Source organism: Halomonas sp. JB37 (assembly GCF_002332255.1).
Lineage (GTDB): Bacteria > Pseudomonadota > Gammaproteobacteria > Pseudomonadales > Halomonadaceae > Vreelandella > Vreelandella casei.
Genome location: NZ_NRGW01000001.1, coordinates 454,256 through 477,068 on the forward strand (window position 1 = coordinate 454,256; position 22,813 = coordinate 477,068).

16 protein-coding genes and 1 pseudogene are annotated in these 22,813 nt (G+C 55.7%); 11 read left to right on the forward strand and 6 right to left on the reverse strand.

The window, feature by feature from the left end:
* The first annotated feature begins 53 nt into the window (after window positions 1-53).
* The 6 genes and pseudogenes from CIK78_RS02270 to CIK78_RS02295 all read left to right on the forward strand — a co-directional run bounded on the left by CIK78_RS02270 (window position 54) and on the right by CIK78_RS02295 (window position 6,121).
* Window positions 54-725, forward strand: coding sequence for a heavy metal response regulator transcription factor (locus tag CIK78_RS02270; protein ID WP_096276819.1), 672 nt, complete (start codon window positions 54-56; stop codon window positions 723-725).
* A complete protein-coding gene (locus tag CIK78_RS02275) occupies window positions 725-2,095 on the forward strand; it encodes a heavy metal sensor histidine kinase (protein WP_096276821.1) in 1,371 nt (456 codons plus the stop codon). Before CIK78_RS02270 ends, CIK78_RS02275 begins: the two co-directional genes overlap by 1 nt.
* A gap of 78 nt (window positions 2,096-2,173) precedes the next feature.
* Window positions 2,174-2,335 (forward strand): annotated as a pseudogene (locus CIK78_RS02280) (DUF1732 domain-containing protein); the annotation flags it as partial.
* A 118-nt stretch (window positions 2,336-2,453) separates the two neighbouring features.
* On the forward strand, window positions 2,454-3,020 hold the full coding sequence (locus tag CIK78_RS02285) for a sugar dehydrogenase complex small subunit (protein WP_096276823.1): 567 nt from the start codon (window positions 2,454-2,456) through the stop codon (window positions 3,018-3,020).
* 88 nt (window positions 3,021-3,108) lie between these two features.
* Entirely contained in the window at window positions 3,109-4,698 is a 1,590-nt protein-coding gene (locus CIK78_RS02290; protein ID WP_096276825.1) for a GMC family oxidoreductase, read from the forward strand.
* Between the two features lies 1 nt (window position 4,699).
* Window positions 4,700-6,121: a cytochrome c gene (locus tag CIK78_RS02295; RefSeq protein WP_096276827.1), complete on the forward strand. Its 1,422-nt coding sequence runs from the start codon at window positions 4,700-4,702 to the stop codon at window positions 6,119-6,121.
* A gap of 188 nt (window positions 6,122-6,309) precedes the next feature.
* On the opposite strand, the gene CIK78_RS02300 is transcribed toward CIK78_RS02295, so the two are convergent.
* The 4 genes from CIK78_RS02300 to hsdR all read right to left on the reverse strand — a co-directional run bounded on the left by CIK78_RS02300 (window position 6,310) and on the right by hsdR (window position 16,647).
* The gene (locus tag CIK78_RS02300) at window positions 6,310-9,876 is read right to left on the reverse strand and encodes an AAA domain-containing protein (RefSeq protein WP_096276830.1); all 3,567 of its coding nucleotides are present in this window, start codon (window positions 9,874-9,876) and stop codon (window positions 6,310-6,312) included.
* Window positions 9,873-11,270 carry a restriction endonuclease subunit S gene (locus CIK78_RS02305; RefSeq protein ID WP_096276832.1) on the reverse strand — a complete coding sequence of 466 codons (1,398 nt, stop codon included), beginning with the start codon at window positions 11,268-11,270 and terminating at the stop codon, window positions 9,873-9,875. The genes CIK78_RS02300 and CIK78_RS02305 overlap by 4 nt, the downstream gene beginning before the upstream one ends.
* Window positions 11,267-12,946 carry an N-6 DNA methylase gene (locus tag CIK78_RS02310; protein ID WP_096276834.1) on the reverse strand — a complete coding sequence of 560 codons (1,680 nt, stop codon included), beginning with the start codon at window positions 12,944-12,946 and terminating at the stop codon, window positions 11,267-11,269. Before CIK78_RS02310 ends, CIK78_RS02305 begins: the two co-directional genes overlap by 4 nt.
* Window positions 12,947-13,113: 167 nt before the next feature.
* Window positions 13,114-16,647: a type I restriction-modification system endonuclease gene (hsdR, locus tag CIK78_RS02315; protein WP_096276836.1), complete on the reverse strand. Its 3,534-nt coding sequence runs from the start codon at window positions 16,645-16,647 to the stop codon at window positions 13,114-13,116.
* Between the two features lie 301 nt (window positions 16,648-16,948).
* Here hsdR and CIK78_RS02320 point away from each other — a divergent pair, with 301 nt between their 5' ends.
* The 3 genes from CIK78_RS02320 to CIK78_RS02330 all read left to right on the forward strand — a co-directional run bounded on the left by CIK78_RS02320 (window position 16,949) and on the right by CIK78_RS02330 (window position 19,617).
* Window positions 16,949-17,524 carry a histidine phosphatase family protein gene (locus CIK78_RS02320; protein ID WP_096276839.1) on the forward strand — a complete coding sequence of 192 codons (576 nt, stop codon included), beginning with the start codon at window positions 16,949-16,951 and terminating at the stop codon, window positions 17,522-17,524.
* 63 nt (window positions 17,525-17,587) lie between these two features.
* Complete coding sequence (locus tag CIK78_RS02325) at window positions 17,588-18,628, forward strand: zinc-dependent alcohol dehydrogenase family protein (RefSeq protein ID WP_096276841.1); 1,041 nt, start codon at window positions 17,588-17,590, stop codon at window positions 18,626-18,628.
* Between the two features lie 113 nt (window positions 18,629-18,741).
* Entirely contained in the window at window positions 18,742-19,617 is an 876-nt protein-coding gene (locus CIK78_RS02330) for a pirin family protein (protein ID WP_096276843.1), read from the forward strand.
* A gap of 3 nt (window positions 19,618-19,620) precedes the next feature.
* On the opposite strand, the gene CIK78_RS02335 is transcribed toward CIK78_RS02330, so the two are convergent.
* A complete protein-coding gene (locus CIK78_RS02335; RefSeq protein WP_096276845.1) occupies window positions 19,621-20,232 on the reverse strand; it encodes a DNA-3-methyladenine glycosylase in 612 nt (203 codons plus the stop codon).
* A gap of 220 nt (window positions 20,233-20,452) precedes the next feature.
* Here CIK78_RS02335 and CIK78_RS02340 point away from each other — a divergent pair, with 220 nt between their 5' ends.
* Both CIK78_RS02340 and CIK78_RS02345 read left to right on the forward strand, forming a co-directional pair.
* Window positions 20,453-21,664, forward strand: a complete 1,212-nt coding sequence (locus CIK78_RS02340; protein WP_096276847.1) for an MFS transporter — start codon at window positions 20,453-20,455, stop codon at window positions 21,662-21,664.
* Between the two features lie 91 nt (window positions 21,665-21,755).
* Window positions 21,756-22,007, forward strand: a complete 252-nt coding sequence (locus CIK78_RS02345) for a hypothetical protein (RefSeq protein ID WP_096276849.1) — start codon at window positions 21,756-21,758, stop codon at window positions 22,005-22,007.
* 17 nt (window positions 22,008-22,024) lie between these two features.
* Here the strand turns inward: CIK78_RS02345 and CIK78_RS02350 are convergent, their stop codons facing one another.
* On the reverse strand, window positions 22,025-22,720 hold the full coding sequence (locus tag CIK78_RS02350) for an extensin family protein (protein WP_096276851.1): 696 nt from the start codon (window positions 22,718-22,720) through the stop codon (window positions 22,025-22,027).
* Window positions 22,721-22,813 lie beyond the last annotated feature (93 nt).

Below are 22,813 nucleotides of genomic sequence, written 5' to 3' on the forward strand. Positions count from 1 at the left end.
TGTGACAAAGCGATTGATCTAGCTAATCTGTATCAATTTCGCGGGGAGGCGGTATGCGTATCCTAGTGGTAGAAGACGAGCACAAAACCGCAGACTATCTATGTAGGGGCCTGGGGGAGTCGGGATATCGTGTTGAGGTCGCCCTCAATGGATATGATGCGCAGCACTTGATCACCGAGAGCGAGTTTGATCTGATTATTCTTGACGTCATGCTGCCCGGTCTTGACGGCTGGCAGCTGCTGCAACTGATCCGTGGTCGTAGCCAAGTGCCGGTGCTGTTTTTGACGGCCATGGATGCGGTGGAGTATCGCGTCAAGGGGTTAGAGCTGGGTGCCGACGACTATTTGGTTAAACCGTTCTCTTTTGTCGAATTGCTAGCCCGAGTACGTACTCTATTGCGCCGCAGCCCACCTCGCGAGAGAGAGCATTTTCGTGCGGCTGATCTGGAAATGGACGTGCTGCGACGACGGGTGACTCGTCAAGGTGAGCGCATTGCTCTGACCAATAAGGAATTTTCATTACTGGAGCTGTTTCTTGATCGGGAAGGCGAAGTGTTATCGCGCACTTATATCGCTTCGCGGGTGTGGCAAATGAATTTTGACAGCGATACCAATGTCGTCGAAGTGGCCGTGCGTCGACTTCGTGCAAAAGTGGACGACCCTTATTCTCGTAAGCTGATACACACCGAACGTGGCATGGGTTACGTACTTGAGGACCGCGTTTGATGCCCGCTCCGAACTCCCTAGCGACTCGCCTGTCGCTGATGTTCGCGCTGGTCAGTGTGCTGCTGCTGGGCAGTATTGGTGCCTACCTCTATCACTCGTTAACACGTGAAATTGCTTGGCGTGATGATCAAATGCTACATGGACGTCTTGAGCGTATGCAAACGCTGCTCGATGACGCCGAGAGTATAGCTACGCTTCGCCAGCGTCCTAAGCTCTATGCCAATATGTTGGGCAATCGCGACAGCCTGTTGTGGATACTGGATGCCGAAGGCCAAGTGTTGATTGACGTCAACCCGAGCGACCTACCCGTGCCCCAGTTACCGATGACGGACACCATCCGTTTTGAGAATACTACCGGCTCAATACAGGCAAGATTGGCATGGCAAACACTTGAACAAGGCGGGCGGCCGCTCACGCTTATCGCCGGTAAGTTGCTTGATGAGCGTCGTCAGATGCTGACGGCCTATCGGCTTCGACTTTGGTTGGCTCTTGTGATGGGCGCGCTACTTGCCTTCGTGCTCGGGTGGGGAGTCAGTCGGCACGGCCTAGAGCCGTTGCGCCGCTTGGCTGAACAGTCTAATCGCATCAACATAAGACAGTTGGATCGGCGCTTGAATGTCGCAGGAGAAGCAAAGAAAATCAGTGGCTTAAGCCATGGATTGAACCTAATGCTAGACCGGCTGGAAGAAGGTTTTTCTCAGCTGTCCCGACACTCCGCAGACATGGCCCATGAGCTGCGAACACCGTTAACCAACCTATTGGGACAAACACAGCATACGCTGCGGCGGGAAAGAGAGACTGCAGAATATCGGCAGGTGCTTGAATCGAATATTGAAGAGTACGAGCGTCTTTCGAGAATGATCGATAGCATGCTGTTTCTGGCACGGACCGAGAATCCTTCAACAGCGTTAACATTTGATGAAGTAGACCTCGGAGTATTGGTAGCTCAGCTATGTGATTACTTCGAAGGTATGGCGGAAGACGACGGACGAACGCTCGTCAATCAGTCGAGTGGTACCGTTGTTGCCAATCGCGATTTGCTACGCACAGCGTTGGCCAATCTGATCGCCAATGCGCTTCGCCACGGCCGTTCCGAAACGCCTATTCATATTACGACGATGAGCATGGAGGATCGGCTCGAACTACGCGTTCATAATCTCGGCACGGCCATCTCCCCTGATAACCTGCAACGGGTTTTCGAACGGTTTTATCGCTGTGATTCGGCGCGAGCCGGTGTAGCCGATTCAGGAGGACTAGGACTGGCCATCGTCCGTTCGATTATCCAATGGCACGGTGGTGACGTGCGTGTCGAAAGTAATAATGAAACAGGCACGACCTTTATTCTGTCACTACTGCGCTTGGGCATGTGAGCACCGTCTATTGCTGCTCAGTCGGTCTTCACTCGTGACGTCAGCCAGAGTAATGACGCCCTAAGTTTATTGTTGTGCCAGCTCGCCCAGAAGGGCCCTAAAGGCCGCCGCCTAGACTTCCTGATGCAGGAACCCAACCGTGAAGCCAACACGCTCTCGTCGAAATTCGTGGTGGCTGAGACGACCCGCTGCGCGGTGGAGCTTAAAGTATTGATCGAGCCGTTCAGAGAACCAATCCAAAAGATGAGCCGCTTGAGCTACATTGATAAGTACACTATGACTAAAGATTGTTATAGAGCAAAAGAGGCGTATAATTTCTGACTATTAATTAGCGTGCTAACATAAGCGTGGTCTGTCGATGAAATTTATTAAAAACAACGCAGTAAAGACACTCCGTCTTTCCCGGCGTGAGCTGCTGGGTGGTATGGCGGCTGTTTCCGCTGCCGCCTTTTTCCCCTGGGCGACGCGTACCTGGGCGGATAGTCCCGGTGCTACCAGCGAGCAAGCAATCCAAGATTTTCTGATGCTTTCCGAGCGTTTAACCGGGAGAGAGGCGCTAGATGCCCGCATCGCCGGGCGCGTTTGGCAGGCATTGCTGGATAGCGACGAGCGCTTTGCTGATCGTCAGCGGTTGCTGGCCCAGGCGATGGATGATGCCAATCTTATCGATATGCGCAGCTTCAAAGCCTTTGCTGCTACCCAGCCAGAAGCGTTAACGCAAACGGCGGTGGCGATTATCAGTGCTTGGTATCTAGGCTTCACCGGCAGCGTGCAAGGTCATAGCGCGACCGATAACACCCGCTTTATTACCTATACCGGGGCACTGATGTTTGAGCCGACTATCGATGCCACGGTTATTCCGACGTATTCCCGCGGTCACTCCGACTATTGGGTCGATCCGCCTGCCAGCATCGCCACTGATTAATTCTTACTTATACCAAAGTACGCCCCCGGCCTGCTAATAGGTGTCGGGTCGAGCGTATTGATTCTTTTATTCAGGACCGTTTATTACCATGGCTACGCAATTTGACGCGGATGTGATTGTTATCGGCTCGGGCGCACTAGGCAACAACGCCGCCTTTGAGCTCGCTCAGCAGGGCAAATCGGTGATTATTCTTGAGGCGGGTGAGCATGTGCCGCGCTGGAAAATTGTTGAAAATTTCCGCACCTCTTCGCGCAAGGGAAATTTCAACGACCCTTACCCCAACGCACCGTGGGCGCCGACGTCGTACCAGGAAAATTATATCGAAAACACCGGCGATTTCGATCTGTTCCCCGGCATGTTGAAACTGGTCGGCGGCACCACGTGGCACTGGGCGGCGGCAACGTGGCGCTATATTCCCAACGATATGAAGCTTAAAACGCTTTACGGCGTAGGGCGCGACTGGCCGATTGAGTATGACGAGTTAGAGCCTTACTACGTGTGCGCTGAAAAAGCCTTGGGCGTTTCAGGCAGCGATACCGATGACCAAAGCGGCCAGGGTGGCGATGCTTGGCCGCCGCGCTCGGAGCCTTACCCCGTTTCCCCCGAGGGTGATACCTATTATTTTCAGCGCATTAGGGATCGAATCAGCGCTGAAGACTACCGTTTCATCCACGAGCCTAACGCTCGTACTCATAAGCCCTGGGACGGTCGCCCGGCGTGCAGCGGCAATAATAACTGCATGCCGGTATGCCCGATTGGCGCCATGTACAGCGGCGATGTCCACGCTCGCCATGCTGAAAACGCGGGCGCTAAGCTGATCACCGATGCTACCGCCTATCATCTTGAAAAAGGTGACAACGGTAAAATCGCGGCTGTGCACTATCGCAGCTCCAACGGTGACGACACTCGCCTGACCGCAAAGTACTTTATTGTCGCCGCCCACGGCCTGGAAACGCCCAAACTGCTGCTGCTTTCAGAGGTGGCCAACTCCTCGGATCAGGTGGGCCGTAACCTGATGGATCACACCGGCATGGGGCTTCAGTTTCTGGCCGATGAACCGGTCTGGCCGGGCCGCGGGCCTGTTCAGCAGGGCGGGATCTTCAACTGGCGCGATGGCGACTTTCGCCGCGAACACTCAGCCATTAAGCATGCATTAACCAATATGGTGCCCAACACGGCCGTCACTCAGCGCCTGCTGGATAATTTGATTGTAGGCCCGGAACTCGACGACCGAATCCGCCATGACGCCGCCCGCTGGGTAGATATCTCCACGGTGTTTGAGATGTTGCCCCATGCCCATAACACCGTTCGGCCCAGCACACGCTACAAGGATGCCTTGGGCATTCCCATGCTGACGGTTAACTACAGCGTAGATAACTACGTAAAAGCGGCGGCTGATGTCGCGAAACGTGACTACGCCAACTTTGTGCGCATCATGGGCGGCCAGGTCATCGAAGACGATACCGGCTGGCAAAACCGAGATCACTTAATGGGGACCGTGATCATGGGCGACAGAGCCGAAGACTCTGTAGTGAACGGCGAATGCCGCACCTGGGATCACGATAACCTGTTCCTTGCGACCACCGGTGTTATCCCCGCGTCAGGGGTGATCAATCCCACGCTTGCCGGTGTTGCTTTGAGTATTCGCATTGCCGACATCATCGCCAAGGAGATCTAACATGCGCTTGCCGTCCTCTTGGCTCCTAGGTGTCGCTTTTATGTTTTCGTTGGCCAGCCATGCAAGTGGTGCCGCTAGCCCCAGTAACGCAGCGAATGTGGATGACGAGCTGATCCAACAAGGCGAGTATCTTGCGCGTGCCGCTGATTGTTCCGCCTGCCACCGTCCGCCGGAAGAGTCTGGGCAGCCTTTTGCAGGGGGTTACGTCATTGCCTCGCCCATGGGCGATATTATTGCCAGCAATATCACGCCCTCCCGCGAATATGGTATTGGCGACTACTCAGAAGCACAGTTTAAACGTGCGCTAACCGAAGGTATTCGTGCCGACGGCGCTCATCTTTATCCCGCCATGCCTTACACCGCGTATAGCGGCTTAACCGACGATGACATTCACGCGCTGTATAGCTACTTTATGCACGGGGTTGAAGCGGTCGACGAGCCGACGCCTGAAACATCGCTGCCGTTTCCCTTTAACCTCCGCGTGAGCATGGCCGCATGGAATTTCTTATTCCTGGATGACGCCTATACTCACGATCCGGAACAAAGTGACACTCTCAACCGTGGCCGCTATTTAGTCGATACGCTGGGGCATTGCAGCGCCTGCCATACGCCGCGTAACGCGCTGATGGGGGAAAACAATGACCGCTATCTGGCAGGTGCCAACGTCGGTGGATGGTATGCGCCCAATATTACCTCCGATGCCAGCGGGATCGGCAACTGGAGCGTTGAAGAGCTGGTGCAGTACCTGCGTACTGGCCACGTTGAGAATCAAGCACAGGCCGGTGGCGGCATGGCTGAGGCGATAGAGCACAGCCTGCGCTATTTAAGCGATGAGGACCTGCACAGCATGGCGGTCTACTTGAAGCAGGTGCCGCCCACGGCGACAGGCCCGGCCATTGATGTAAGCCAGGCACCCCGCGAGGTTGAACCCGTAAGCCCAGCCACGCTGGAGCCGCTGCGCAACGATGACCCTCAGGCCATGAGTGATGGTAAACGTACCGACGGCCAGACGCTTTATAACGGCGCCTGTGCCAGCTGCCACCAGATCGACGGGCAGGGCACCGATGATCAGTTCTACCCCTCGCTGATACACAATACCGCGACTCAGGGACCCAACGCCGATAATCTGATTATGTCGGTATTGCAGGGCGTGCATCGCGAAATCGATGACTACACCGTGGCCATGCCCGCGTTTGGCGAGCAGCTAAACGATGAGCAGATCGCTGCCGTGAGTAACTACGTGCTGAGCCAGTTCGGCAACCCCGAGCTTGACGTCGACGCTGCCCGCGTTACGGAGCTACGCCAAGGCGGCCCAACGCCGCTACTGGTGAAAGCCATGCCCTGGTTAATGGCGGCAGGCGTGATCTTCGCGCTTTTCGTGTTGGGGCTGATTGTTTTCTTGATACGGCGTAAAAGGCGGTAAGTGATGCTTTTAAAGTGACGCCATCCGTTGGGGTGGCGTTGGTTGATGGTGAAAAGTGTAGAGGCAAGAGAAATGAGTAGGATGGTCAAAAAATCGACTATTCACGGCATTGATTGCCGTGAATAGTGACTACGTTAAGCCAGTATGGAAAATCTAAAATGGATAGTCGTATTGTTAAATGCAGTGTGTTATCTGAGTTCTTGCAGAGTTTCCGCTGTGCTAAAAGTTTGGTGGATACGTCCCTTTAACGCCTCAAGCTGAAGATTAATCTCTTCTGCAAGATTTCCGCTCCAAAGTACTGACGTTTCCATATTTTTATATTTACCTGATCGAGCAGCGCTGGCCCAGTTGTAAGACCCAATACACATCAAACTCTCATCGATCATAATAAGTTTACTGTGCACTTGACTAACAACATTGACCGTTATTTTATATTCTGCAAGTGCCTTACAGCACTGCTTAAAATTGACCTTTTTATCTTCACAAGGCTGCTTTCCATTAAAGGTGTTGAAGTGCAAATCAGTATAGATTTCTACCATAACGCCCCGGTCGGATGTTCGTTTTAATTCCTCTAAAAGCCCTGTCTCCTTTAACCGGTTTAATGATATCCAAGGGGAAACCATGGCAATGCGCTGTTGGACGCTTGTCAGTAATTCCTTCAAGTATTGATCATGCGCTTTCGAGTCGTTGATGATTTGCGGTGTTTGACACATCGCTAACAAATCGGGACGTACCGCTTTTGCCGTGAAACACAGCTCATTATCCTCACTACTAAACAAATAACGGCCTAGCAAGTGTCGTGGCGTGCCCCGGGCCGCCATACCTATAACGTCCATATCGCCAAATACGATAAAACTGTCCTTAGCACGTGAGACAGCCACATTCAGAATCGATGGGTCATTGTCGATAAAATTGCCATCTTCGTGTCGTGAATATACCCCTGAAAACAGCACTACGGGACGTTCCGCGCCTTGCAGCGCATGCACTGTGCCTACCGTCATTTCTGCTTCGCCCCGGCCAATCTTGATATTGCGTGCTTGGCACTCCTGCTCAATCAAACTGGCCTGAGCCTTGAAGGGCGTCACCACGCCCACGATCTGTTCCAGCGGCTTATCATGAGCCGCTTCTAACTGCTCGCGTTGGGTCGCCAGCCATTCAGCCATAGTGATGGCTTCGAGCCGATTGATACGACTCCCCGAGGGTGGCGACTCGGCCCGGCCATCCACATGCACATAACCAAAGGGCGGCAGTTCGGCATCAATAGCCGGCTTGACGCGCAGCGGTTGCAAAAGCCCGCGGTAACAGAGGTCGTTGCAGTAGGCGATGATATCGTTCAGGCAGCGGCGATGCTCGCGCAGAAACATGCCCGGCTCGGCCTGTTCGAGATAATGGTAGCGGCTGGCCTTTTGCGCGATGCGCATTACGCTGCCATCCACCACCGAACGGCCGCCTTCGCGCAACTCTTCGTATTCGTCCAAGGCTGAGATCAGGTCTTGATGCGAAAGATTGCCCACATCCACCGTCTGCGACTGCGTGGCCACCGGCTTGATCTGGTGCACATCGCCAATCGCCAGCACGCGCTTGGCCAGTGCGATGGAGGCACCCGCCACATCGGGCGCCACCTGCCCGGCCTCGTCGATAATCAACAGGTCGATCTCATTAATCAGGTAATCAAGCCGAAACTGCCCTGCGCCTTCGAAGACGCGATGGGTCATGTGGTCGGGCAACGAGTGCAGTGTCGATACGATGCAGGGCGTCAGCATCATGCGGCGTCGCCAGCGTGGGCGTACCTTGGCTAGCCCCGGTTTCTCCTTGCCTGTGGCTGTCTGCTCGGCCAGTTCGTCAGCACGCGTGGCGCAATCCTCCAGCCAGCGCGACTCCCAGTAGTGCACCGCCAGTTGAAAGAGCTGAAAGCGTAGCGTGGTATCCAGCTCCTGATCAAAGGCGTCAAACGAGTCCGGTAGCGTCTCGAAACCCAGCGCTCGATAGGCGGTATCAAGCCGTTCGGTGACCTGCTCGATTTCTTGAAGCCCGTGCTGGCATTCGGCCACAAAGGCTTGTTGCTGTTCTATGGCCTCGCGCTGCCCGCCAAGCCAACCCTTTAATGCGGCCTCGGGCGTACTCGCTGGTGATGCCTGTTCGATCAGCCGCCGCGCCTCGGCGCTCAACTGCTCGCTAATGAAAAGCTCACGGCGTAGTTGGCGCTTTTTGGCCACCGGGGGTAGCACGGCGAGCAGCGATAGCCACATCGGTTCCTCGGCGCAAAAGCGCTGCCAGCGCTTGAGGTCCGCTTCGATGGCGTCGCGTTCAGTGTGCAGTGTGGTAATCGCCGCCTTCTTGCGGGCCAGTGCCTCCTCAGGCGCATCGCCTAGTTTCTCAATCAGCTGCGCCTGAAGCGCCGCTCGTTTCGTCCAACCCTGTTGAAGGGTGGCGAGCCGGGCTTGTCTGTCGCTCAGCCGCTGGTGAAGCTGCGCGCGGACGCTGTCGATACGTGTGAGCGTGGCATCTCCGAGCGCCTCCTGGGCATGCTCTAAAAATACTGCCTCGGCGCTATCGAGATACTCGGGGGATTCGACCCGGCGATAAAACGTCGGGGTTTGATAATGCTGGGAAGCCTCGCCTTCCTTGCTGGGGGCAGGGTAGTAGCCGCCGTAGCTGGTGACCTCGGGCAGCCAGCGCCCGCCGAAAGCGTCCTGGGTTTCCTCGAAATCCTTGGCGAAGGCTTCGAGCACATTGGTCACGGCCTGGTTGTTGGTGGAGGCTGCCACGATCAACGGTGGATCTTCTTCATTCAGCGCGGCCTTTACCCACCGCGAAGCCACGGCCGAGAGCACGAACGTCGTTTTGCCGGTGCCCGGCGGGCCGTTGACTGCCAGCACCTCGCCGTCTTCCATCGCCATGACCTGCGCCAGCGCATCGCGCTGGGCAATGGCCAGCGGGTACTGCGAATTGGCGTGGCCCAGCCGATGGGGCATGCTCGCGAACGGCTCAATGCACGGCTGGTATGTCTCGATGCGTGAAAGCGCGTAGCTTTCAACCAGCGGCAACCGTTGATCGTTTTGGGAGAGCCAGTCGTAAAGGGCGATGATCTTGTCCGCGGCGCCCAGCTGGTCATCGACCTTGGCAATGCGCGCCTCAGAGGCGTTTTCGAACGCCTCTCTCAGCAGCTCTTTCGGGCAGAGCGTTTCGAACAGTTGGCGCGAAAGGTCGTAATACGTCTTCCAGCGCTCGCTGTGCGCTTCGGGGTCGGATTCCTCGAGTAGCGCCCGCGCCTCGCTCTCCGACCATACCGGCGGCTCATGCCTGCTCAAAAAGCGATCCTGCCTGGCGACATCGGTCAGTGTGAAGCGATCATCGGCCTGGGGCGCCAGCAGGTCGCGCGGAATCACCGGCGGCTCGGCGGGGATCATGCGCCCATCGCGCGCGACCCACAAACCGCAGATCAACGGCGTGATCACGTCGGGGTAGAGTGCCCGTTTTTTCGCCCCGTGCTCCAGCAGTGCCTTGTACACCGCCGGGCGTAGCACAACGCGCACGAGTTGAGTGGCTTCCTTTTCTCCCTTGAAAAGCCGCTGGAGTACCGAGTGATGCGCGGGTAGCCGCCCTTCGCGGTATACCGTGCTCTCGAGCTGCTCTGTTTGTTCCAGCTCTTTTTTGGTCAACGTTCCGCGGCCACTCTCGGCGTCCGCCAGCGAATTGCGCCAGTAACGAAGCCACTGTTTGGCCGTGGGGCGGGAGGTATCTGCCTGGCTCATGTCGTCGTCTTCTTCCTTGTACGTTTTTTGGGCGCCTGCGCCGCCCGCTCTTCCTTAATGCGTGCCAGCAGCGCCTTGGCGCTGTTCTCGCCGCTGATTAGTGCCGGGTTGTCTTTGCGCCACTGCTCGGTCAACTCGCCACGGAACGCCTTGGCGAGGATCGACTGGGTAAGCTGGTTGACGCGTGCGAAGGCGCTATTGACCTGGCGCTCGACGGTGTCGGCGTAGGCAAAGAGCTGATCGGCGCGGCGAACGATTTCGGTTTGTTCTTCAAGAGTTGGTAAATCCAGCATGCAGCTTTTCACATCATTTTGATTAATGCTTGCTTGATTCACTGCAAGTTTTGCATTGGCTCGTAGTTGCTCTAGGCCGACCGGACTTCTCAAGAATAGAGAGATAAATTCTGGCTTTGCTAAGCCTCTTTTGAGAGATAGCCGCATGATGTTGCTTTCAAAAACAACTGGTTCTACCAAGTCTTTTACTAATGCACTTTTCCCAAGATACTCAATACTATTTACACGATTAACAAGGATATCACCCTTGTTGATTTGCCATTTTTCGATCTCTGATAGCGACAGTTGAACCCTTTTTAGCTCTTTCCAATCAGCGATAAGCCCGTCATAAAAACTATCGATTCGGATAATTAAACACCCAGAGCCATACAGCTTGGTTGGCTTATAAACTCCGTTCTGAGGTCCACTTTCAACAAGATGACCGAGTGATACTGTTTGCCATTCATGATTTGTTGAGTATTTTTTGTGCCACTCCTCCGTCAACCGCCCAGTCACCGCCGCCGCAAGCACAGATTGGCGGAAGCATTTGAGAATCTCGGGAATGCGCTCAAGGCGGGCTTTGGTGTTGTCCACCTGGGCCAGCAGTGTGTCGAGTTTGTCGGCTATGATTTTTTGTTCGGCGAGGGGAGGCAAGATAAAAGGTAGCTTCTTGGCATTCGCACCTGAAATCTCTTTGAATGTTGTACCCGTCCCCATACTTTCTGCAATGTCCCGGATGCTACGCAAGAAATAGTACGCGTAACTCGGCTCGATTTTGGATGGCATGACGAAGTTCTTGAATCCCTGGTTCGTCGATATTTCGTTCGCAGCCACAGCGACATAACCGATTGGCGCGCGGCTACTAAAGAGTAATGTGCCTGTGGGCATCTTCTTTGCTGAGCATTTTTCATAACCTTTTGCGCTGAGATCTCGTGCACCATGGGCGATGTATTTCTCCGCGTACTTACTTAGGTCGGCTGGGGTTAGCCAAGCGATTTGGGTTTCCGGCTTGGCAAAGTTGTCAGGATCGCTTGCTTTTGGTGTGCCCCCAGCAATCACATCGGCAACTTCGCCAATTAAAAGGGAGAGCCATTGTTCGGGGATCTGCAGGCTGTCAGTCACTGGTTGCCTCCCATCATCTGGTTGATAATGGCTCGCCGCCCATCTGCCTTATCCTCTGCTCCTAATTCCCGCATCAGCGCGTCCAGTTCGCCCAGCGCTTGCACCAGTTCGCTCATGGCCTCACCCGCCAGCACGCTGGGTTCGGGCAGGTTGGCGGCGTCGATGCTGTCTTTGTCCTTCAGCCAGCTGATATCCAATGAGTCGCTTTTGGTGTCGCTAATCCACGCGCGACTGAAACAGCGCCAGCGGGATTTGGCCAGGCGGTCATCGTTCACGCCCTGGTTTTCGTCGGTGGTGTCGGTATCTACTGCGATTTCTTCCGCATTAAACGACCATTCGCCTTCTTGGCGTTCACTGAGCACGTTTGCGAAGGCTTCGCCCGTCGCTCCCGGCATCCTGCCTCCCGCGACATTCGCACTTCCCTGTGCGTCATACACCGCTTCGAACGGCTTTAAGTGCTGTTCGCCGAACGGCGTGCGCTTGCCGAAGCTGGGCATATTGGTGCGCAGGTCGTAGACCCAGACATTCTCGGTGCAGCGCTCTTCCTGGTACTTATCGGTGGCGCTACCCTTGGTAAAAAACAGCACATTGGTCTTCACACCCTGGGCGTAAAATATGCCGGTGGGCAGGCGCAGAATGGTGTGCAGGTTGCACTTGTCCATCAGGTCGCGGCGCACGTCCGCGCCCACGCCTGCCTCGAATAGCACGTTATCCGGCAGCACCACTGCGGCGCGGCCGCCGGGCTTCAGGTTGCGGTAGATGTGCTGCAGGAAGGCAAGCTGCTTGTTGCTGGTCTTAAACGTGAGGTCGTCGCGAGTGATGCTGGCATCGCCGCCTTTGCTGGTGCCGAAGGGCGGGTTGGCGAGTATTACATCGGCTTTGGCGAGGCTTGCGCCTGCCTGGCCCAGGGCGTTGCCAAGAAGGACGACGCCATCTTCGCCGCCTTCCATGCCGTGTAACAAGCAATTCATTAGCGCCAAACGACGAGTGCCGGGCACTAGCTCAATGCCCACAAAGGCTTTGTTTTGCTGGAACAGCTGCTGCTGGGCGTCCAGGTCGGCGAGGTCGTCGGTGTGCTCTTTAATGTACTGATCGGTAGCGGTTAAAAAGCCCGCCGTGCCCGCTGCAGGGTCTTGAATCAGCTCGCCGTGTTGAGGCTTCACGCAGCGCACCATGCTGTTGATCAGTTCACGCGGGGTGAAGTACTGCCCGGCGCCGGACTTGGTCTCGTTGGCGTTCTTTTCAAGTAGCCCCTCGTACAAATCGCCCAGGCCATCTTCCTGGGCGCTGAACCAGTCGATGCCGTCGAGCGCCTTGATCATCTGCTCCAGATGGCGCGGTTCGCGCAGGCGGGTTTGCGCATCGGCGTACACCGCGCTAATCAGCGGGTCGGTATGAACCAAGCGGCCGGTGCCGTCGCGGCCACTGGAAAGGCTGAGTAGAATACGCTTGTAGTCGTCCAGCAGGTTAATGCCGGATTTATGGTTTAGGTCCGTCCAGCGGCAGCCTTCCGGCAGCGGGTGCTTTTTCAGGGTGCCTGCTTCGGTGTTCTCATGCACCATTTTGATAAACAGCAGTAGCACCAGCTCGGTGACGTAGTCGGAGTAGTTGATGCCGTCATCGCGCAGTACGTCACACAGGTTCCAGAGTTTTTGAACGATGTCGTTATTGGTCATGAGGTTCCTAGGGCGATAAAAAGCGATTGAAGCGCTGACATGGTTAGAAAAGGCCGAAATCTTTGCACGTTACTGAGCACATGTTAAGAAAAGCCGGTTTTCTATATATGTGGCGTCTCGTCATAAAAGCGCTATGACGAAAAAATACTAAAAACTATATAGCGCGGTCATGCACTTTTGGGCGGCCACATTGCCTCATTCAGCTCTTCCAGCACACTGTCCAATTGCTCGCCCAGCACTTTATCCAGTTGCTTAGCACCGCCTTGAAAGGCGGGGAGCTGGTTGACGGTATCCCGGTCGAGAATCACTTCCTTGGTGAGCTGTTTGGCCAGTTTTCCCAGCCACTTGCGTTGGTTGGGCGTCCAGTCGTGCTGGGTGTAGAGGCGATCCATGGCATCGGCGACGCGCTGTTCAAATGGTTTTAACGGCTCGCCGAGGGCGGCGCGGCGGATATGGCCGATGATGCTGGCGGCAATATCCTGATTGGTGTGGTTGCGCACGGCGCTTTGCAGGTTGGCTTCCGAGTAGCCGTGGTTATCCAGCAGCACTTTGACGTCTTTCAACTGCGATCGGGTAAGATCGCGGGGTTGGTTGACCACCACGGCTAGGGCAGCGGATTGGTTGATCTGCTCTTTGATAAACGCATTGAAGCTATCCAGATAGTCTTCCGGGCGTTTATGAACGCCGTAGCTCTGGCTGCGCTCGCGAATCTCATCGTCGTGGTCGGAAATCACCGGCATACGTTCGCTGCCCACCAGGTGCTTCACCTCTGCTAGCTGGTGTATCAGGCCGCTATGCTGGCGAAGAAACGCGGATGCCTGCCTTGGGCCCAGCTTATGTAAGTGCTCATGGAGTTTTTTCGGCTCCACCCCCCATAGGCTTTGAAGATCACTCAGTTTTTGTTTAAGCGCAGGTTTGTTTTCCGCTTTGGTGTCGGCCTTACGCAGTACGCGCATGACTTTTTGACTGAGCTGGTTCAGCACGACATCGGCCTGGCTCTCACCCTGCTGTTCGCCAGGGCTATTGAGTGAGTTTTCCAACTGGTGCTCATCGGTCAACTCATCGACTAGCTGTGCAAGGCTGATATTGGGGTCGCGCACCAGCGGCTGCATGGTGTTGACCTCCGCCAGGGCGGCGTAGATATCCACCGGGTCGTAGATGGTGAACACGGTCTTGCCGATCTCATCGCAGCGGCGGGTGGCGCGGCCTATCATCTGTTCAAAAAGAATCCGTGAGCGCACTTGGCGCATAAACACCAAGTGGCAAATTTTGGGCACGTCGATGCCGGTGGTGAGTAGGTCGACGGTAATCGCGATATTGGGGTAGCGCTCGTTTTTATAGCGGCGAATCAGCTGAGCGACTTTGTCGCTTTTACCGGTGATTTTAGCCACCGCTGCCTGGTGGTAGCTGCCGTTATAAAGCGCTTTGAAAGCGTCATCCAGCAGACGTTTGACCATATCGGCGTGGAGGTCGGTGGCGCAGAAAATCAGCGTTTTTTCGTCGCCAAACGGGTCGAGCTCTTCGGCCAGTTGCTCACAGATCACGCGATTAAAGTTTTCGTTGATGACCTGGCGATTGAAGGCGTCAACGTCAAAGCGCAGTTCGTCTTCGAGTTCGCTGGTATCCACTTCGCCGGTTTGGGTGTTGATGACCTCAATGGGCTTACCCTTCTCAAACAGTATGCCTTCTTGGGTCAGCAGGGTTTCATAGCGTATGGGCGGTTCGTGGTCGATCAGCCAGTCATCCGCTACCGCTTCCCGATAGGAGTAGGTGTACACCGGCTTACCAAAAATCTCGCTGGTATGCTTGGCCGGGGTGGCGGTGAGCGCGATTTTGACCGCATCGAAGTAATCAAGCACCCGGCGGTAGCTGGAGAGGTACTGGCTAGCGTCGCGGGTGGCCAGCTCGCCTTCGGTCATCTCCTGGTCGAGCGTGTAGCCGCGGTGGGCTTCGTCGATAATGATGCAATCGAATTGATCAATCGGCGGTGCCTGGTCGCTCATAAAAATGCGCTTCACCATGGCCTGCACGGTGGCCACCTGCACGCGGGTTTCGGCTTCTGCCGCCATATCGCCCAGTTCTGCCACGTTGTAGATCTTGCTTAGGGTTTGGTTCTGCTCTAACGGGGCTTCGTTGAAGGCGTCAATGGCTTGATCGCCAAGGGCGGTACGGTCAACCAAAAACAGAATGCGGTGAAAGCGTTCGGTTTTTAGAAACCGGTACATAAGACCAATAATGGTGCGGGTTTTACCGGTACCTGTGGCCATGGCCAGCAGGGCCGCGCGGCTGCCGTGGGCCAGTGCGTGCTCGGTGGCGAGAATCGCTTTTTGCTGATACTCCCTTAACCGCAGGTAACCGAAGGGCTCGTGTTTGAGCAGCTTGTCGGCGTTTTCTCTATCGCGTTCCAGCAGGTTTAACAGGCCACCGGGGGTATGAAAGCGAGGTAAGGCGCGGCGTGTGTTACTGGGTTCTCGCACATCGCGAAACCAGGTGCCCGACTGTTCGGCTAGCTGGGGGAGATAGGGGCGGCCGTTACAGGAGTACACAAAGGGCACTTTGAAGTGGCCCTCTTCATCGGCGGGCCAGGCAATGGTTCGCCCTACTAATTCCCAGGCCCCCACCAGCGGTGGCTCAACGCTGAGTCCTTTGCTGTAACGCTCAGATTGATCAATTTTGCCCGCGACATTGATGTTTTCTTTTTTGGCTTCAACCACGGCAATCGGTGTTAAACCGCAAAATAGCACGTAGTCTGCTCGTTCTTTTTGGCCATTGCCGCGATGCGCGGGCAGTGTAGGCCATTCAGCAATGGCTCGGTAGGTGCCTTTCTCGGGGCGGGCACCCTTTTGATAGCTGATCTCTTGGCTGTCGGCTTCCCAGCCTGCTTCATTAAGCTGCTGGTCAATCAGTATGCGCGTTAACTCTTCACTCAGCGCCAAGGTGTCGCTGGCGGCTTTGGTTTTGCTGGCTACCTGTTGGCGCTGCTGATTAACGCTGCTTTCGCCCTGGGCGGTGAGCTGTGTTTGCAGGGCTTGAATCTTGGCTTCGTAAGCGTGCTGCTGCTGGGCTAATGTTTTTTCATGGCTTTGGGCCTGTTCGGCCAGGGCACGGGACTCTTCATCCATGGCCAATGCCAGTGCCTCGTACTCCTGCTTCTCTTGCTCGACCAGCTGGCTAAGCTGCTGGCTGCTGTCCAGTGCCTTGTTGGCGTGTTGAAGCTCGTGGCGGAGCTTTTCAATATCGCTTTGAAGCTGGCGCGACTGCGCGCTTGGGTCGGCGGGCGGTACAAAAGGGCCGGGTTTGAAGGTGGTGCCTTCCTTACCAAACGAGCGGTGAAACCAGATAGCCAGTGCGCGGGCCAGCTTCAGGCCATCCATGGCTTCTTTGTGACGGGTGCGAAACTGGTGAGTGGCTTTGTTGCCTTCAATGCGCAGAGTGTGAAATAGCTCTTTTACTTGAGGTTCTAGACGCAGCTCGCGGTTTAAGCGGTAGAGTAGGTCGGCTTGGCTGGTTTGATCGTCAAACTCAACCCCGGAGATCGCCGCCATATGCTGGGCAAGCGCTTCCCCCAATTGGCGCAGTTTGATCAAGGTGGTGTTGGGATCGCTAACAAAGGCGTGTTCGGCGGCGGCGGTCAGCTCGACAAACAGCGCATCATGCTCTGCTAAAAAGCCAAAGTTGCTGGGAGGATAGGGCGATGTCATTACATTTACTCTCCACATCTTTGCAAATTGGCTATTCCGCCGCTGTTATATATAAAACTCATACTAATAGAACAGAGGCTTAGTAGTTAAGTCTACTTTTGAGGGTTAGCGGTGTAAGAGAGGCTTCAAACACTTTTTGATAACGGTGGCTCCATCTCAATTCGAGAGACACTGTCTCTCGAATTGAAAAGCGCTGGTAAAACTGCTGCATATTGCACAAATTGGTGACATTGAATCCCTTTCCCAGCCTCTCGGTTGTTGCACTCGCTGCTGCTTACCTTTAACTGATTGAGGATGGCCCATGCCCACCCTACGCCACTTCACCTTCACTCTGCTGCTAAGCGTGCTGGTCATCCTGCCCATCAGCACACAGGCAAACGAAACAACCTGGCAGGCGCTTAAAGAGGGCGACTTAGCCATTTTAATGCGCCACTCCTTGGCCCCTGGCATTGGCGATCCGCCGGGCTTTGAGCTTTCTCAGTGCGATACCCAACGCAATCTCTCTGCTCAGGGTCGCGACCAGGCGAAAGCCGTTGGTCGTACCTTTCGCGAGCGGGATATTCCCATTGCGGCGGTGTACTCATCAAGCTGGTGCCGTGCACTGGAAACCGCTGAGCTAATGGCGCTGGCGCCTGTAATGCCTACTCCCTGGCTGGATTCGTTCTTTCGCGGGCGCGGTGATCAGGCGCAAATCACTCAAACCGCCCAGCAGCAGATCGCCGCATGGAAAGGGCCGGGCAATTTGCTGCTGGTTACCCATCAGGTGAATATCACAGCGCTGGTGGGCCGTGGCGTAGGCTCTGGCGAGATGATTGTGGTGCGTCCCACGGATAATTCGTTTCAAGTAGTGGGGCGGTTAAACGTTAGCGGTGACTAATTCGCTTCTTACCCACGTAAGCAGTTATAAAGTAAAAAAAGCGAAAACGTTTAGGAGACCTTGATGAAGGCCGTTGTTTTTGAGCAGTTTTCCGCCCCGCCGAGTATTCAGCAGTTGCTTGATCCGACGCCTGAACCTCACGGCGTGGTGGTGAAAGTGATGGCGAACGGCGTGTGCCGCAGCGATTGGCATGGCTGGGTGGGGCATGATACCGATATCCAGCTTCCCCATGTGCCGGGCCATGAGCTGGCAGGCGTAGTCGAAGCCGTTGGTAAAGATGTAAAGCAATGGCGCGTTGGCGACCGCGTCACTGTGCCGTTCGTGGGTGGCTGTGGCACTTGTCCTGAGTGTCACTCGGGCAACCATCAGGTGTGCGATAGTCAGTTTCAGCCCGGCTTCACCCACTGGGGATCCTTTGCCGAGTATGTGGGTATTCACTACGCCGATGTGAATTTGGTCGCGCTGCCGGAGACACTCGACTTTGCGACCGCGGCCAGCCTGGGCTGTCGGTTTGTCACTTCCTTTCGGGCGGTAGTCGATAAGGGCCAAACATCGGCTGGGCAGTGGGTGGCCGTTCATGGCTGCGGCGGTGTTGGTCTATCCGCCGTAATGATTGCCAACGCCATCGGTGCCAACGTCGTTGCCATCGATATTTCGGAAGAGGCGCTTAATCTGGCTCGTCAATTAGGCGCCGTTGCCACGGTGAATGCCGCCAAGGTGGCCAATGTGGTGGAAGCGGTAACGGAAATAACCCGGGGAGGCGCTCATGTATCGCTGGATGCGCTAGGTCATCCAACGACCTGTGTTAACTCCATCAGCAACCTGCGTAAACGGGGCAAGCATATTCAGGTGGGGCTGATGCTGGCGGACCACAGCACGCCAGCCATCCCGATGAGTAAGGTCATTGCCAACGAGCTTGAAATACTCGGCAGCCACGGCATGCAGGCGCATCGTTATGACGCCATGCTGGCGATGATTCAGTCTGGCAAGCTGGCGCCGGAAAAGCTGATCGGCAAACGCATCACCCTTGAACAGTCGATTGATGCGTTGATGAACATGGATAAGTTTGAAGGGGCGGGTGTGACGGTGGTGACCGAGTTTTGAGGAAACCGCTGAGCCGTTTACTAACAATTTCCTGCAATGAAACGTGGCAAATTATTCGCTCCTTATCCGCGGCTGTAGGTTTTATGCTGGACAGTATTGATAAGGAGTAAATGATGCCAATAGACACAACCCAGTCAGTGCGTCAGGTGATCGCCCAGCACCCGGCCAAGCGCGATGATATCGGTGATTTAACCACGCGTCGGCCGTTACCAGGGCCTGGTTTGGATCAGCTCGACCCGTTTCTGTTTTTGAATCACCACGGCCCGCAAACGTATCCGGCCAATAACCGCGGGCTGCCGTTTGGCCCGCACCCGCATCGCGGCTTTGAAACGGTGACGTTTATTTTAGAGGGGTCGCTGGCCCATGCTGACAGTGCCAGCCATCAAAGCGTGATTCATAAAGGTGGCGTGCAGTGGATGACGGCGGGTAGCGGCATCGTGCATGCGGAAATCTCGCCACCCGAGTTTCTGCGTGAGGGCGGCCCGCTGGAGATTCTGCAGTTGTGGGTTAATTTGCCTGCGCGTTTGAAAATGAGCGAGCCGCGCTATGTAGGGCTTCAGCAGTCGTCGATCCCGGCTATTCAATTGCCGGGCGGCGGTGAGCTGAACCTGATCGCCGGGCAGTGGCAGGAGCAGGCTGGCCCTATTGAAACGCTGACCGGCGTATTTATGTCGACGCTGAAACTGCCCGCGGGCACACGTGAGCTACTGCCCGTTACTCCTGGGCGGCAAGTGTTTCTCTATGTGGTCGATGGCGATGTCACGGTGAGTGGTGAACCCGTTCAGCCTCACCATTTGATCGAAGTAGACCGTGATGGCGAGAGCCTCGACATCGAAGCCAGCAGTAACGCGCGCCTGCTGTTTGGCCATGGCGAGGTGATCGACGAACCTGTCTACTCCCATGGGCCCTTCGTGATGACCACCCGCGAAGAGATTGCCCAGGCGGTAGAGGATTATCAGAATGGCAAGTTTGGTGGGTTGGACGCTTAGCCCTTACAAAGGCTCGCCCCGGTAGTAGTGCCATAGAAACAGCGAGCCCACGCTGCGCCAAGGCGCCCAGTGTTCTATCATTTGGCGCGCCTGTTTGGGCGTGGGTTTGTCGTCCATGCCTTTCAGGCGCCCTAACGCTACGCGCAGGGCCAGGTCGTCGGCAGGAAAAATATCCGGACGGTTGAGAGAAAACATTAGGTAAATCTCAGCGCTCCAACGGCCAAAGCCGCGTAGCTCGGTAATCGCGGCGATGGCGTCATCATCGCTTAGCTTTTCAAGCCCATCGGCGCTAAAGGTGCCGGCGAGTTCGGCTTCTGCCAAGCCCTTGGCGTACTCAATTTTCCGCCAGGAGAGCCCCGCATCGCGCAGCGCTTGGCTATCCACTTCCATCACCGCTTTTGCATGCAGCTCCGGCAGTAACGTATTGACACGGCCCATAATCGCGCGTGCCGCGTCGGTGGATAGCTGTTGACTAACGATGGTACTGAAAAACGTCGAAAACCCCTGGTCGCGTTGACGTGGGCTAGGCGCGCCGACCAATGGGTATGCGCGGGCAATATCTGGGTCGGCCTCAGCAAGTGCCGCCATGGCGTGCTCAATGGTATCGAGTGTCATCGCCTTCGCCTTATTGAAGAAATAAACAGTTAAGTGAACAGGATTAAGTGAACAGTACTGTGCACAGGCCTGTCGATAAAGCTCAATGAACGCTAGTAGGGCAGGCAAACGCTTTTTGCCGGCTAATTTTTTGAACGCGGCGTATTTATACTTTCGTCTAATCCTGCGATCATTTGCGCTAATCAAGGTGCCAACAGGGCGGTACCGCTAGGAGATAAATATGCAGGATTCGACAGCATCGTCGTCTCAAGGGCTGGCGCGCAAACCGCGCCTGGCCGAATTTGTGTTGGCGCTGGGCGGGTTTGGGATAGGAACGAGCGAATTCGTCATCATGGGGTTGATGAACCGCGTGGCGGGCGACTTAGCCGTGACGGTTCCTCAGGTGGGCTACGCGATCAGTAGCTACGCGCTGGGTGTTGTGGTGGGGGCGCCGTTAATTTCAGCGCTGGCCGCACGCGCGCCTCGGCGGCTGTTATTAATCGTGCTGATGCTGGTGTTTGCAGTGGGCAACATCGCTAGCGCTCTGGCACCGAGTTTCTGGTCATTTGTGGGACTGCGTTTTCTCGCGGGCTTACCGCACGGTGCCTACTTTGGCATTGCGGCGTTAGTAGCGGCGGGTGCGGTGCCGGTGGATCAACGGGCACGCGCTATTTCCAGGGTGATGCTGGGTCTAACGGTCGCTATTTTGATCGGGGCGCCGCTAGGTACGTGGGCAGGCAACCAGTTTGGCTGGCAAATCGCGTTTGTGGGTGTGGGGGGAATTGCTCTGCTTACCGCTCTGCTAATACGTCTCTATGTACCGGTTCAGCCCGTGGATACAGGTGCCAGCCCCGTGCGCGAGCTGTCTGCGTTGCTGAAGCAGCGCGTGTTAGTTGCCTTAGCCCTGGCCTGTATTGGCTGCGGCGGTATGTTCGCTATTTTTAGCTATGTAATGCCAACACTGACCCAGCAAGCGGGTATGAGTGAGTCGCTAGGGCCTTTGGTGCTGGTAATTTTTGGCCTGGGTTCAATTGCCGGTAATTTAATCGGTGGCCGCATGGCAGATAAAAACCTCATGCGCGCAATCCCTTGCATCTTGCTGTGGTGTGGCATTGTTCAGGGGCTGTTTTACTTTGCGGCGAATAACGTTTGGACAGGGCTTTTGTGTGTCGGCTTGGTAGGCACCAGTATGGCGTTAGCGCCTTCGCTACAAACCCGCTTAATGGATGTGGCAGAAGATGCCCAAACCATGGCAGCCTCACTCAATCATGCGGCTTTTAATGGTGCAAACGCGCTCGGCGCGTGGCTGGCTGGGTTGGCCATTAGTGCAGGCTTTACCTGGTCGAGTACGGGCTTAGTGGGCACAGCATTAGCACTTTGCGGCCTGGTTATTTTTGCCGCAGGGCGCTGGCTGGAAAAGCGTACTTATGGCGTTGCGGCCCGGCGGGCGTAGCTATTTTTCGTTATCGAACAGCGATAATTAAATGGTAAATGTGTGAAATTTTTTCTAGTGTGTAAAAGGAGCAACCCATAAGGAGATGACCATGCACACTCAGATTTTGAAAAACTCACGTATTCTGGCCCTTGGTGCAGTTGTCGCGATGGCCGTCGCTTTAGCAGGCTGTGGCACGACCACCGGCGAGCGTGCCACTAGTGGCGCTGGCGTTGGTGCTGCCGTGGGTGCCGGCGCTGCGGCCGTGACCGGTGGTAGCGTTGTTCAGGGTGCAGTTATTGGTGGTGGTGTCGGTGCTGCCACCGGTGCGGCTACTGATAAAGACGACATCAACCTCGAATAAATGACGGTTGACACTGCTTAGCGGCAGAGCCTAAAACCGCGCATGCCCATGTGAAAGTGATCGGCATGCGCGGCGTTGTAATCGGGCCCGAGGATATTGCCGAACGTATCGCAGGCGCCATCGCGCGCGGCGCGTAAGAACTCACCCGTTGCGCCTTCATCATCCCAGTTATTTAACACCGTAATACGCTCGCCATTTTCGAATTGAAACCCGGTGACATCCAGCGCTTCTGCGGTGGCATGTTCGCTGCGCCTGCCTGTTTCTCGACCATACACGTTCCGGCACGCAAAGCTGCCGACATGATTCACCTGACTGACGCGGCTGCCCATCAATTGCTCGGCGGCGGGCTGTAACGCGTGGCGTTCATACATGACCCAGGCCAGTGCCATGGGGCAGGAGGCAACGAAGCTCTGATTAAAGGCGACGCCGCTTGATTGCATCCGCACGATATTGGATAGCGGGCAGCTCGCGGTGGGGGCGTAATCTGCCAGTGGCGTGTAGCGCAGCTCACTTGCGGGGACCGTATCTAAAGCGGCCAGACAGCCGGTGCGATCATCCGACAGGCGGCTGAGCTTGAGCTGAGTGATGGGCGTAATGGGGTCGTCAACGTGCAGCGGCGCCCAGGGCGCCCAGTGGCGGGGGATCTCAATAATTTCTTTTTGCAGGGCTACGCCCAGCGCTATTAAAGCTAATATAAACAGCGTACTGCGCATACTTACCTCCCTGTATGTTGTTACTAACCCTACAGCCGCAGCGATGGGTGTGCGATACTGCGCGGCCTTGCTGCTTTCCTGCAGCCGTTCTGG